The organism is Pseudomonas sp. HS6-2 (assembly GCF_049325675.2).
GTDB lineage: Bacteria > Pseudomonadota > Gammaproteobacteria > Pseudomonadales > Pseudomonadaceae > Aquipseudomonas > Aquipseudomonas putida_N.
This window is the reverse complement of the sequence record NZ_CM143906.1, coordinates 3,986,915-3,999,416: the sequence shown is the minus strand read 5'-3', so window position 1 is coordinate 3,999,416 and position 12,502 is coordinate 3,986,915. Positions and strand designations below refer to the sequence as shown.

11 protein-coding genes are annotated in these 12,502 nt (G+C 63.9%); 4 read left to right on the top strand and 7 right to left on the bottom strand.

Annotation, left to right across the window (positions count from 1 at the left end):
* Nucleotides 1–90 precede the first annotated feature (90 nt).
* Complete coding sequence (gene hydA, locus ACOKS3_RS18540; protein ID WP_103448088.1) at nucleotides 91–1,530, bottom strand: dihydropyrimidinase; 1,440 nt, start codon at nucleotides 1,528–1,530, stop codon at nucleotides 91–93.
* Nucleotides 1,531–2,147: 617 nt separating this feature from the next.
* Between hydA and ACOKS3_RS18535 the strand changes: the two genes are divergently transcribed.
* Together ACOKS3_RS18535 and ACOKS3_RS18530 are read left to right on the top strand one after the other, a co-directional pair.
* The gene (locus ACOKS3_RS18535; RefSeq protein ID WP_422763522.1) at nucleotides 2,148–3,647 is read left to right on the top strand and encodes an NCS1 family nucleobase:cation symporter-1; all 1,500 of its coding nucleotides are present in this window, start codon (nucleotides 2,148–2,150) and stop codon (nucleotides 3,645–3,647) included.
* Between the two features lie 11 nt (nucleotides 3,648–3,658).
* On the top strand, nucleotides 3,659–4,942 hold the full coding sequence (locus ACOKS3_RS18530; protein WP_422763523.1) for a Zn-dependent hydrolase: 1,284 nt from the start codon (nucleotides 3,659–3,661) through the stop codon (nucleotides 4,940–4,942).
* A 39-nt stretch (nucleotides 4,943–4,981) separates the two neighbouring features.
* On the opposite strand, the gene ACOKS3_RS18525 is transcribed toward ACOKS3_RS18530, so the two are convergent.
* From ACOKS3_RS18525 to ACOKS3_RS18515, 3 genes are all read right to left on the bottom strand, one after another.
* Entirely contained in the window at nucleotides 4,982–5,944 is a 963-nt protein-coding gene (locus tag ACOKS3_RS18525) for a ribonuclease Z (RefSeq protein WP_422763524.1), read from the bottom strand.
* A gap of 60 nt (nucleotides 5,945–6,004) precedes the next feature.
* Entirely contained in the window at nucleotides 6,005–6,568 is a 564-nt protein-coding gene (locus tag ACOKS3_RS18520; protein WP_103448084.1) for a lipocalin family protein, read from the bottom strand.
* 73 nt (nucleotides 6,569–6,641) lie between these two features.
* The gene (locus ACOKS3_RS18515; RefSeq protein ID WP_422763525.1) at nucleotides 6,642–7,277 is read right to left on the bottom strand and encodes a dihydrofolate reductase family protein; all 636 of its coding nucleotides are present in this window, start codon (nucleotides 7,275–7,277) and stop codon (nucleotides 6,642–6,644) included.
* Between the two features lie 163 nt (nucleotides 7,278–7,440).
* Between ACOKS3_RS18515 and ACOKS3_RS18510 the strand changes: the two genes are divergently transcribed.
* Together ACOKS3_RS18510 and nudC are read left to right on the top strand one after the other, a co-directional pair.
* The gene (locus tag ACOKS3_RS18510; RefSeq protein WP_422763526.1) at nucleotides 7,441–8,253 is read left to right on the top strand and encodes a crotonase/enoyl-CoA hydratase family protein; all 813 of its coding nucleotides are present in this window, start codon (nucleotides 7,441–7,443) and stop codon (nucleotides 8,251–8,253) included.
* Between the two features lie 36 nt (nucleotides 8,254–8,289).
* Entirely contained in the window at nucleotides 8,290–9,120 is an 831-nt protein-coding gene (nudC, locus tag ACOKS3_RS18505) for an NAD(+) diphosphatase (protein ID WP_422763527.1), read from the top strand.
* A 129-nt stretch (nucleotides 9,121–9,249) separates the two neighbouring features.
* Here nudC and ACOKS3_RS18500 read toward each other — a convergent pair whose 3' ends face one another.
* From ACOKS3_RS18500 to ACOKS3_RS18490, 3 genes are all read right to left on the bottom strand, one after another.
* Nucleotides 9,250–10,029 carry a TSUP family transporter gene (locus ACOKS3_RS18500; protein ID WP_027919712.1) on the bottom strand — a complete coding sequence of 260 codons (780 nt, stop codon included), beginning with the start codon at nucleotides 10,027–10,029 and terminating at the stop codon, nucleotides 9,250–9,252.
* 175 nt (nucleotides 10,030–10,204) lie between these two features.
* Nucleotides 10,205–11,035: an alpha/beta fold hydrolase gene (locus ACOKS3_RS18495; protein WP_103448080.1), complete on the bottom strand. Its 831-nt coding sequence runs from the start codon at nucleotides 11,033–11,035 to the stop codon at nucleotides 10,205–10,207.
* Between the two features lie 120 nt (nucleotides 11,036–11,155).
* On the bottom strand, nucleotides 11,156–12,502 hold the full coding sequence (locus ACOKS3_RS18490; protein WP_422763564.1) for a glutamine synthetase family protein: 1,347 nt from the start codon (nucleotides 12,500–12,502) through the stop codon (nucleotides 11,156–11,158).

Sequence of the window (12,502 nt, the reverse complement as noted above, 5' to 3'; positions counted from 1 at the left end):
GTAGCCTCTCTTTTCTTTTTTGGTTGTGGCAGTCAACGGCAATACGGCGCCGCCCGGCCTCTGGGGGCTGGTACGGCAATGCGGGTCAGCTCAGCGCTGAACGGGTGTCGGGCGCTGTTGCTCGGCGCGCCGGCCCAGCACCTCGTACACCGAAGGGTAGGCCGGGCGCTCCACGTAACGACCGGCGCCCGGCTCGGCACGCAGGTCGCCATCTGCCCAGAGCACCTTGCCCTGGCTGATGGTGTGGCTGGGGATGCCGCGCACGGTGCGGCCTTCGAAAATGTTGAAGTCGACCCGCTGGTGGTGGGTCTGGGCGGAAATGGTACGCGTGCCCTGCGGGTCCCACAGTACCAGGTCGGCGTCGGCACCGACGCGGATGGCACCTTTGCGCGGGAACAGGTTGAAGATCTTCGCGGTGTTGGTCGAGGTCAGCGCGACGAACTCGTGCATCGACAGTCGACCGCTGTTGACCCCGGCGTCCCACAGCACCGCCATGCGGTCCTCGATGCCGGCAGTGCCGTTGGGGATGCGGCTGAAGTCGTTGCGGCCCATGGCCTTCTGCTCGGCGCAGAAGCAGCAATGGTCGGTGGCGGTGGTGTGCAGGTTGCCCGATTGCAGTCCGCGCCACAGCGCCTCCTGATGTTCGCGCGGGCGGAATGGTGGGCTCATCACATAGCCGGCGGCGGTCGCCCAGTCCGGGTGGCGGTAGACGCTGTCGTCGATCAGCAGGTGGCCTGGCAGCACCTCGCCGTACACTGGCTGGCCCTTGGCCCGGGCGTAGGTGATTTCGTCCAGCGCTTCACGGCTGGAGATGTGCACCACGTAAAGCGGCGTGCCGATGGTCTCGGCGATGCGGATGGCGCGGCTGGCGGCTTCGCCTTCGACTTGTGACGGGCGCGACAGCGGGTGCGCCTCAGGCCCGCTCAGGCCCTGGGCCAGCAGCTTCTGTTGCAGGTGATAGACCAGTTCGCCGTTCTCGGCATGCACCGTGGGCACGGCGCCCAACTGCAGGCAGCGCTCGAAGCTGGCCACCAGGGTGTCGTCGGCCGCCATGATGGCGTTCTTGTAGGCCATGAAGTGCTTGAAGCTGTTGACCCCATGTTTGCTCACCAGCTCGCCCATTTCTTCGGCGACCTGCTCGCTCCACCAGGTGATAGCGACGTGGAAACCATAGTCGGACGCACTTTTCTGCGCCCAGCCGCGCCAAGTGTGGAAGGCCTCCAGCAGCGACTGCTGGGGGTTGGGGATGACGAAATCGATGATCGAGGTGGTGCCACCGGCCAGCCCTGCGGCGGTGCCGCTGAAGAAGTCCTCGCTGGCGACCGTGCCCATGAAGGGCAACTGCATGTGGGTGTGCGGGTCGATGCCGCCGGGCATCAGGTACCGGCCGCTGCCGTCGAGGATCTCGCAGTCGGTCGGGGCTTCGAGGTCTTTGCCGATGGCGCGGATCTGGCCATCGACACACAGGACATCGGCGGGATAGCTCTCTTCATGGGTAACCACGGTGGCGCCACGGATCAACAGGGACATGCCGTCTTCCTCGCAGGCTGACCGGTCTGTGCCGGTTCTTGAAGTTGTTATGTGCCAGGGGCTGAAGGCGGCGTACTAATCCTGTCAGACCTGACAAGATTGGAATTTAGATGCAGTTTCAGGATTGTTCAAGAAAATAATTTATATGCTTATGACACTAATAACTAATTGATAATTAACGATTAATTGTTGAAATCACCAAAATGGTGAGGCCTTTCACCATTTTGACGCACTTGACAAGAAGCCAAATTGGTCAAGATTTTCCATGCAAAATCAGCTGCTTGATTCCTGGCTTCGAGGCGCAGGCCGCGCCGTTGAAAAACCAGGCTGCACCAGTTTGAACCTGTTGCAGGGGCCAAGGCCGGCCCACGGCGGCGCAAGCGGCAGGCGAGGGGATAACCGTGCCCGCGCCTGCCGCGCAACAATGCTATGCAGATCAGTTGTTTACCTCCGGTCGGCGGCGGCCGGCCGGGTAGGCGCAAGCCAACCCGGCACGCAATTTGAGTACGGCCACAACCGCCAGGCCGGACCGGAGGAGCAGTACTGGTGGTGTGTGTACTCCGGCCATCGCGTTAGCCCGATGAGCAAACAACTAGAAGAAATCTGGAGAAGGCCCCATGCAACAGAGCAGATCGGAAGTGATCGAGCAGGCAGGCCTGTTCGAGCTGTCCGCGGGCAGTGACGTCCTCGACAGCCCGCGCTACAACCACGACATCGCGCCGACCAAGGTGCACCAGCGCACCTGGAACAAATGGCACATCACTGCGCTGTGGGTGGGCATGTCCATCTGCGTGCCCACCTACACCCTCGGCGGCGTGCTCACGGCCTACTTCGGCCTGAGCGTGGACGAGGCACTGCTAGCGATCCTGCTGGCCAACCTCATCGTGCTGATCCCGCTGACCCTCAACGCCTTTCCCGGCACCAAGTACGGCATTCCGTTCCCGGTGTTGCTGCGCTCGTCGTTCGGCATCCTCGGCTCCAACGTGCCGTGCCTGATCCGCGCGGTGGTGGCCTGCGGCTGGTTCGGCATCCAGACGATGTTCGGCGGCCTGGCCATCCACCTGTTCCTCGGCTCGATCTTCGACGGCTGGAAGGCGCTGGAAGGTACCGGCGAGGTGATCGGATTCATGATCTTCTGGGCGCTGAACCTGTGGGTGGTGCTGCGTGGCGCCGAGTCGATCAAGTGGCTGGAAACACTGTCGGCACCGCTGCTGGTAGCGGTCGGGTTCGGCCTGCTGTTCTGGGCCTTGCCGCACATGTCGATGAGCGAACTGCTGGCGCAGCCGCCCAAGCGCCCGGAAGGGGCCAGCGTGGTCGGTTACTTCTGCGCCGGGCTCACCGCCATGGTCGGCTTTTGGGCCACCTTGTCGCTGAACATTCCCGATTTCAGCCGCTATGCCAAGAGCCAGAAGGACCAGATTCTCGGGCAGATCTTCGGCTTGCCGTTGACCATGTTCCTGTTCGCTTCGCTGGGGGTGGTGATGACCGCCGCCTCGGCGTCGCTGGTGGGGGAAACGGTGTCCGACCCGGTCAGCCTGATCGGCAAGATCCACAGCCCTGGCTGGGTGGCGCTGGCTATGGCGCTGATCGTGATCGCCACGCTGTCGACCAACACCGCCGCCAATATCGTTTCGCCAACCAACGACTTCCAGAACATCGCCCCACGCCTGATCGGGCGCAGCCGCGCCGTGTGGCTGACCGGCTTCATCGGCCTGGCGCTGATGAGCCACGAACTGCTGAAGAAGCTTGGCTGGATCGTTTCCGACCTGAGCCTGGAGAGCGTCTATTCCAACTGGTTGCTGGGTTACTCCAGCCTGCTTGGGCCGATCGCCGGGATCATGGTGGTGGACTACTTCCTGGTCCGCCGCCAGCGCCTGGACCTGGCCGGGCTGTACCGCGACGACGTGTATCCGGCGTGGAACTGGGCGGGCTTCGCCGCCTTCGCCTTGCCTGTGGCGCTGACCGTGCTGGCCATCGGCAACAGCAGTTTCAGCTGGTTCTACGACTATGGCTGGTTCACCGGGTCACTGCTGGGCGGGGCGCTGTACTACGCCCTGGGCGGCATGGCGGTGCGCGAGCCGGCGATCGCGCCAGTACAAACCAAAAAAAGTGCCTGAGGAGAAACACCATGAGCCAATCCCAGCATGTCTTGAAATCTACCGAACGCCACGTCGACAGCGCACGCCTGTGGCAGTCGCTGATGGACCTTGCCCGCCTCGGCGCCACGGCCAAGGGCGGCGTGTGCCGGCTGGCACTGACCGACCTCGATCGCCAGGCGCGCGACCTGTTTGTTCAGTGGACGGAGGCCGCTGGTTGCACCGTCAGCGTCGACGCGGTGGGCAACATCTTCGCCCGCCGCCCCGGGCGTAACCCCAAGCTGCCACCGGTGATGACCGGCAGCCATATCGACACCCAGCCAACCGGCGGCAAGTTCGATGGCTGTTTCGGCGTGATGGCCGGGCTGGAAGTGCTGCGTACCCTCAACGACCTGGGCATCGAGACCGAGGCACCGCTGGAAGTGGTGGTGTGGACCAACGAAGAAGGTTCACGCTTCGCGCCCTGCATGATGGGCTCGGGTGTGTTCGCCGGCAAATTCACCCTGGAAGAAACCCTGGCCAAGCGCGATGCCCAGGGCGTTTCGGTCGGCGAGGCGCTGAACGCCATCGGCTATGCCGGCCAGCGCGCGGTGCTCGGCCACCCGGTCGGTGCCTATTTCGAAGCGCATATCGAACAGGGGCCGATCCTTGAGGACCAGGCCAAGACCATCGGCGTGGTGCTCGGTGCCCTGGGGCAGAAGTGGTTCGACCTGACCCTGCGTGGCGTCGAAGCCCACGCCGGGCCGACGCCGATGCACCTGCGCAAGGACGCCCTGGTAGGCGCCGCGGCCGTGGTCGAAGCGGTCAACCGCACCGCCCACGCGCATCAGCCGCACGCCTGCGGCACGGTCGGGTGCCTGCAGGCCTACCCCGGCTCGCGCAACGTGATCCCGGGCGAGGTGCGCATGACCCTGGACTTTCGTCACCTGGAGGGCGACCAGCTGGATGCGATGATCGCTGATGTGCGTGCAGTGATCGAGACGACCTGTGCCAAGCATGGCCTGAGCCATGAGCTGGTCCCCACGGCGGACTTCCCGGCGCTGTACTTCGACCGCGGTTGCGTCGATGCCGTTCGCCAGTCAGCGCAAGCGCTGGGGTTGCCGCACATGGACATCGTCAGCGGGGCAGGGCATGACGCGATCTTCCTCGCCGAACTGGGGCCGGCGGGGATGATCTTCGTGCCTTGCGAGAATGGCATCAGCCACAACGAGATCGAGAACGCCACGCCGGAGGATCTTGCAGCAGGTTGCGCGGTGCTGCTGCGGGCCATGCTGGCGGCGTCGGAGGCGATTGCCAACGGGCGCTTGGCGGCATAGCAGCGCACTGACAGGGGCCGCCATGCGGCCCCAGCGATCTCAAGACTGAACGGTGACCAGGCACCCATCACGGTCGATATGATAACGCTGCAGATCCTGGGCCAAAGTCAGGTGCCCACTGTAGTGTGCCAACGCCTCATCCCGCACATCTTCAATGGATGGGCTGCGTTTCGGGTCTCCCTGGTACCGCGCACTGAAATGCGTCAGCACCAGATTGCGCACCCCAGCCGCTTCAGCGAACTGCGCTACCGCCGCCGCCGTACTGTGGCCAAACGCATTGCCGCTGCGCTCGACAATGGGCTGGGTATAGGTCGCCTCATGCACCAGCACATCCGCGTCCTTGGCAACCTCGGCGAGCAATGCCGGGCTGTCGTTATCGCCACAGACGATCACCCGCCGCGGCGGCCGCGAGGCTTTCAGGTAGTCACGCGGCTCTAGCCGCTTTCCGTCCAGCTCGACCACCAGTCCCTTGGCCAGGTCACCCCACAACGGCCCGCGCGGGACCCCTTCGGCTTCCAGCCGCTGAATGTCCAGGCGTGGTTCAGGGTTAAGCTCGGTAAACACGAAGCCAACGCTCGGCACCCGGTGCGACAGTTGCACGGTACTGATCTGGACGTGCTCGCTCTGCCACTGCCCCAGGTGCTCGACCGGCACCAGGCGCAGTTCGAACGGCAGGTAGGTTTCGCTGGCTGCCAGGCTCAGGCGCACCCAATCCTGCAAGGCGGCGGGCAGGATCACGTCGAGCGGTTCGCTGCGCCCGCCCATCCCGGCACTGGCCAGCAGCCCCGGCAGGCCGAAGCAATGGTCACCATGCACATGGGTGATGAAGATGCCGCGCAGGTCGCGGACCGAGAGTGAGCTGCGCAGCAACTGCTGCTGGGTGCCTTCGCCGCAATCGACCAGGTACCAGTGCTTGCCGCTGGCTTCAATGACAGCGGTGGCGCTGACGTTGCGGGCTTTGGTGGGCACCCCGGAAGAGGTGCCCAGAAACTGCAGGTCCAATGTTTCGCTCCATGCGTGGGGGAGCCACACCTTAGACGGATTGCTGCAGGGCGTCGATGCTCATGGCACGGTAGGGGCGTCCTGACGCCAGATCAGCTTGCTGGTGTCGTAACCCTGCTTGCGGGCAATCGCCAGCAGTTGGTCGCGGGTCTGGTCGGTGATCGCCGGCGTGCGCGACAGCAGCCACAGGTATTCGCGGTTGGGGTGCCCGACCAGCGCCACGCGGTAGTCCTTGTCGTGGTACAGCACCCAGTACTCGCCCTTGGTCATCTCTGGCGCCAGGCGGCTGAACCAGTTGTCGAAACGCACCCAGAGCTTGTCGGTCTTGCCCGGCACCTGGGCTTCGGCAATGCCGCGGGCTTCGTTCCATGTGCCGTCTTTTTCCTTGCAGCGGTTGGTCACGTCGATGCGGCCATCCTCGCGTAGGCCGTAATGGGCTTCGGACTGCACGCAGTTGCGCTGGAAGAACATCGGCAGGCGCGCCAGCTCGTACCAGGTACCCTGGTAGCGTTGCAGGTCGACCTGTTCGGTGGTCGGCGGGGTGTGGTGATCGTCGTTGGAACCGACGCAGCCCATCAGGGCCAGGGTCATGCAGGAAAGCATCAGGGCCGTGCGCATCGCCATGGCAAACCTCCTGTCAGTGAATGTGGGGCTCACCCTTGGTTCGATGCGGTCACCGCGCAAAAGTTGTATCGGTTCAGGCATTGTCCGGTGGCAGGTCGAATGAGCCGGTCTGTACTTCGCCCACACGCACATAGCGGGCAATGATCACGCCCTTGGGCGTAACCCGCGAATGTTGCAGAGTGAAGGCCCCTGGTGCAGCATCGTCGCCGAACAGGCGCTTGCCATGGCCCAGTAACACGGGGTGAATAAGCAACTGAAGCTCATCGACCAGCCCGGCAGCGAGCAGTTGTTGCACCACATCGGCACTGCCCTGGGTCAGCAGATCGGCACCCTCCTGCTGCTTGAGGGCACGTACCGCCGCGACAACATCTGTGCCCAGCGCATGGCTGTTGTGCCAATCAAGGCTGCTTGGATCATGGGTGGCGACATGCTTGGCCACGCTGTTGAACAGGTTGGCGATGGAGAAATCCTCGGTATCGTCTTTCACCTTCGGCCAGTAGCCGGCAAAGATGTCGTAGGTGCGCCGGCCTAACAGCAATTCGAAAGGCTGGCTGAACAGCGCCTGCATGGCCTGGTCGAACACTTCCTCGGCATGGGGCACGAGCCAGCCGCCAAAGGTAAAACCGCCGCTGGTGTCTTCCTGTGGGCCGCCGGGGGCCTGCATGACGCCGTCGAGGCTGACGAATGCGGCTACGATGAGTTTGCGCATGGGGGGCTCTCCTGAAAGGCTTGTCGAGGGTGATGATTCACCTATGGTCGAACGGCGTGCGGCGATTTCGACAGGGCATGCAGTCCCGTTTTTGGCACAAGCACGGTCATCCGCCTGAGTTACCATCCACGCCGTGAACCCTATCCCCACAGGAGTGCCGCCCGTGACCGAATACACCGCGTTCAAGGTCGAACTGACCGACAACATCGCCCATGTACAGATCAACCGCCCGGAAAAGATCAACGCGATGAACGCGGCCTTCTGGTCGGAAATCGTCGACATCTTCCAATGGATCGACGACACCGATGCCGTGCGCGCGGTGGTGATCAGTGGTGCCGGCAAGCATTTCTCCGCCGGTATCGACCTGATGATGCTGGCCTCGCTGGCCGGGCAGATGGGCAAGGATATCGGCCGCAACGCACGCTTCCTGCGCAAGACCATCCAGCGCCTGCAGGCATCCTTCAATGCCGTGGACAACTGCCGCAAGCCGGTGCTGGCGGCGGTCCAGGGCTACTGCATTGGCGGTGCCATCGACCTGATCTCCGCCTGCGACATGCGCTACTGCAGCCGCGATGCGCAGTTCTCGATCAAGGAAATCGACATGGGCATGGCCGCCGATGTCGGCACCTTGCAACGTTTGCCACGTATCATCGGCGACGGCATGATGCGTGAGCTGGCCTTCACCGGGCGCAATGTAGAGGCCGACGAGGCGCTGCGTATCGGCCTGGTCAACCGGGTCTATGATGATCAGGCCGCGTTGCTCGACGGGGTCTTTGCCATTGCCCGCGAGATTGCCGCAAAATCGCCGATCGCCGTGGCCGGCACCAAGGAGATGCTCAGCTACATGCGTGACCATCGCATCGACGATGGCCTGGATTACATCGCCACCTGGAACGCCGCGATGCTGCAGTCCGAAGACCTGCGCGTGGCCGTGGCGGCGCACATGAGCAAACAGAAACCGACGTTCGCCGACTGACCGGGCCGGGGGACGCGCAGTAAAGGAACCCCCGACATGTCAGCTCGCTGGACTACCGCAGTACTTGACCCACAGCTCACCGGGGGGCTGGCCGTGGCCCGCAGCCCGGAAGGGTTCCTGGTGGACGCCAACGGTGCGCTGTTCCCCCGTGACTGGCTCAAACGCCAGGACCTGGACGTGCTGTGCGAGCACGGTATCGGCCACTTCGACGGCGAGCCGGTATTTCTGTTGGAGTTGCGCAGCGCGGTCGAGGTGCCGGGCTGTAGCTGGCATGGCTTGCGTGCATTCATGCTGGAAGGCGACTTCGACACCTACAAAGTGCTCGGCTATGCCGCGCAGATCGGCACCTGGGCCCGCGAACACCGCTTCTGCGGCAGCTGCGGCCAGGCGATGACGCAGATCCGCTGGGAGCGGGCGATGTACTGCCAGCCCTGCGACCTGCGCAGCTACCCGCGCATCTCGCCGAGCATGATCGTGCTGGTGACCCGTGGCGACGAGATCCTGCTGGCCCGCTCGCCGCGCTTCGTCACGGGCGTTTACAGCACCCTGGCGGGCTTTGCCGAGCCGGGCGAATCCGCCGAGGACTGCCTGGTGCGCGAGGTGCGCGAAGAGGTGGCGGTGGAGGTGCGCAACATCCAGTACGTCGGCAGCCAGTGCTGGCCGTTCCCGCACTCGATGATGCTGGGCTTCCATGCTGAATATGCCAGTGGCGAGATCGTCATGCAGCCGGATGAGATCGAGGACGCCAAGTGGTTCAGCGTCCATGACCTGCCGCCGCTGCCGGCCGGGCGCTCCATCGCCCGCTATCTGATCGACCTTTATGTGGCGCGGCGGCTGGGCTGTGATACCCCTGCTTTACCGTCCTAGCTGCAGTGAGAAATGTTCTCCGACTAGGCGCAGGGCTTGGCAATGGTCATTCCATTGCCAAGCCCTGCAACGACGGCGGAGGACATTTCTCGCGCAGATAGGGCGGCAAAGCAGGGGTATCACAGCCCATCAGGCCTGCCCGAACCAGTGCTGCCACGCTAGGCGCACGGTCAATGCCAGCACCACGGTGATGAAGACGGGGCGGATGAACTTGCTGCCACCGCTGATCGCCGTGCGTGCGCCGAAGAAGGCGCCGACCATGACCGACAGGCCCATGCACAGGCCGACGATGTAATCCACCTGCCCGGAAATGATGAACACCGTCAGCGCCGCGATGTTGCTGACGAAGTTCATGCTGCGCGCCACGCCGCTGGCGCGGACCAGGTCGATGGGGTAGAGCAGCAACGTGCTCACGGTCCAGAACGCACCAGTGCCAGGGCCGGCCACGCCATCGTAGAAACCGAGGGTGAAGCCTTGGGGGAACTGCCACTTCTTCTTGATCGGCGCATCGGCATCCAGCGGTGCCTTGGGCGTGCCGCCGAACAGCAGGTAGATGCCGCAGGCGAAGACGATCACCGGCAGCATCTTGTTCAGCCACTCGGCCGGCATGTAATGGGCCACCACCGCACCGATCGAGGCACCGACCAGCGTTGCGAACAGGGCCGGGCGCCATTGTGCCGGGTGGAACAGCTTGCGCTTGTAGTAGGTGAAGCCGGCGGTGGCTGAGCCGAAGGTCGAGCTGAGCTTGTTGGTGCCGAGCACCAAGTGCGGCGGCATGCCAGCGGTGAGCAGCGCTGGCGTAGTCAGCAGGCCGCCGCCGCCGGCGATGGCATCGATGAAGCCGGCGACAAAGGCGACCAGGGCGAGGATCAGCAGGGTAAGCGGTTCTACGGTAAGTTCGAAGGGCATGGGTGTCTGGCAGGCAGAGGGTATGGCATGCGGCAAATGGCCGCACTGGAAGGGAGACATGGTAAGCCTGGGTGCAAACGGTTGCCAGTGCCGGCCTCTTCGCGGGACAAGCCCGCTTCCACAAACTCTGTAGGAGCGGGCTTGTCCCGCGAAGAGGCCGGTACAGGTAAACCAATCAGCTCTGGATGAATGCCAGCAGATCCGCGTTGATCACATCGGCATGGGTAGTCGGCATGCCATGCGGGTAGCCCTTGTAGGTCTTCAAGGTTCCATTGGGCAGCAATTTGGCTGACAGCGGCCCGGAGTTTTCATAGGGCACGATCTGGTCGTCATCGCCATGCATCACCAGCACTGGCTGCTTGATACCCTTGAGATCCTCGGTGAAGTCAGTCTGCGAGAACGCCACGATGCCGTCGAAATGCGCTTTGGCGCTGCCGATCATGCCTTGGCGCCACCAGTTGCCGATGATGCCTTCCGACGCCTCCACACCCGGCCGGTTGTAGCCATAGAATGGCCCGGTCGGCACATCACGATAGAACTGCGCGCGGTTGCTGGCGACCTGGGCCTGGAAGCCATCGAACACCGACTTGGGCAGGCCGCCAGGGTTGGCCGGTGTCTGCACCATCAGCGGTGGCACGGCGGCGATGAGCACGGCCTTGGCCACCGGGTCACCAGGGTGCCGAGCCATGTAGCGCACCACTTCGCCGCCACCGGTGGAGTGGCCGACATGCACCGCGCCCTGGGTACCGAGGTGCGCGACTACGGCGGCCACATCGTCGGCATAGTGGTCCATGTCGTGGCCATCCCACACCTGGCTGGAGCGCCCGTGGCCGCGGCGGTCGTGGGCGACCACGCGAAAGCCCTTGGCGAGGAAGAACAGCATCTGCGCGTCCCAGTCGTCAGCGCTGAGCGGCCAGCCGTGGTGGAAGTGGATGACCGGCGCATCGCGCGGGCCCCAGTCCTTGTAGAAGATCTGAACGCCATCCTTCGTGGTTACATAGCTCATGGTCGTGTCTCCTCAGTGCAGGAACCGAAGTGAGCTGTTGAGAATAGGAGGGATTTCGAAATTTGTGCTGGTAGTCCGGGCCTTTTCGCGGGCAAGCCCGCGAAGAGGCATTCACTTATGTCACATGAACCAGCGATACTCCCGCGCACTGACCTCCTGCATGAACGCCAGATGGTCCTGGCGCTTGTTCTCGCAATACACCATCACGAACTCTTCCCCCAGCCCTTCGTTCACCGCCGGGTGGCTGCGCATGGCCGCAACTGCACCGAGCATGTCCTTGGGGAAATCGATGCCGCTGCTGCGATCTTCGTTCAGCGGTGCAATGGGTTCCTGCCCGGCATCCAGCCCATGCTCCATGCCGCACAGGATCGCCGCCAGCACCAGGTACGGGTTGGCATCCGCCCCCGCCAGCCGATGCTCGATGCGCAAGTTGCGGGCATCCGATTCGGGAATGCGAATGCACGCATCGCGGTCTTCGAAGCCCCAACTGGCGCGGCTGGCAGCATTGACCATGGCGCCATAGCGGCGGAACGCGTTGTGGTTGGCGGCGAAGATCGGCATGCAGTGCGGCAGCAGCGCCAGGCAGCCGGCCACGGCATGGCGCAGCGGGCGTTGCTGGTCGGCGGCCAGCAGGTTGTTGCCGGCCTGGTCGTACAGGCTCACGTGCACATGCATGCCGCTGCCCGGTGCCTGCAGGTAGGGCTTGCTCATGAACGAGGCGCGCAAACCGTGCTTGAGCGCCACACCCCGGGTGCTGCGGCAGAACAGGGCGGCCCAATCGGCGGCTTGCAGGCCGTCGTCGCAGTGGCCGAAGTTGATCTCGAACTGGCCGGGGCCCAGCTCGGCGGTGATGACGTTGGCGTCCACACCTTGCACGTTGGCGGTCTCGACCATGTCGTGCAGCACCTCGCTGAAGCGCGACAGCCGTTCGATGTGCATGTTGGGCTGGTCGTCCGGGTCATCGCTGAGCGGGTCGCGGGGGAACTGTGGCAGGCCTTGCTTGAGCGCGCGGTCGAACAGGTAGAACTCCAGTTCGAACGCCACCACCGGGCGAATGCCGCGTCGCTCCAGGCGCTGCAGCACACGGGCGAGGACCTCGCGGGGTTCGAACTCGATCGGTGCGCCAGTGCCGTCAGAGCTGATCAGCATCTGCCCCAGCGGCTCGCGCTCCCAGGTAACCGGCTTGAGCGTGCCTGGGATCAGGCGGCGGATGGCATCCGGGTCGCCGTCGTTGAAGCAGTAGTCGCCAATCGGGAACAGCCCACCTTGTACGCCTAGTAGTACGCAGTTCTGCGGCAGTTTCAGCGGGCTGCCGGCGGCGACTTTTTCCAGCATGTCGATGGGGTAGCGCTTGCCATAGAAGTGCCCGGGGATGTCCAGGCTGAGCAGGTCGACATGGCTGACGTCGGGGTAGCGGGCACGGAACGCGCGGACTTCACTGAGCAGATCGGGAAAGCCTGTTGTTAT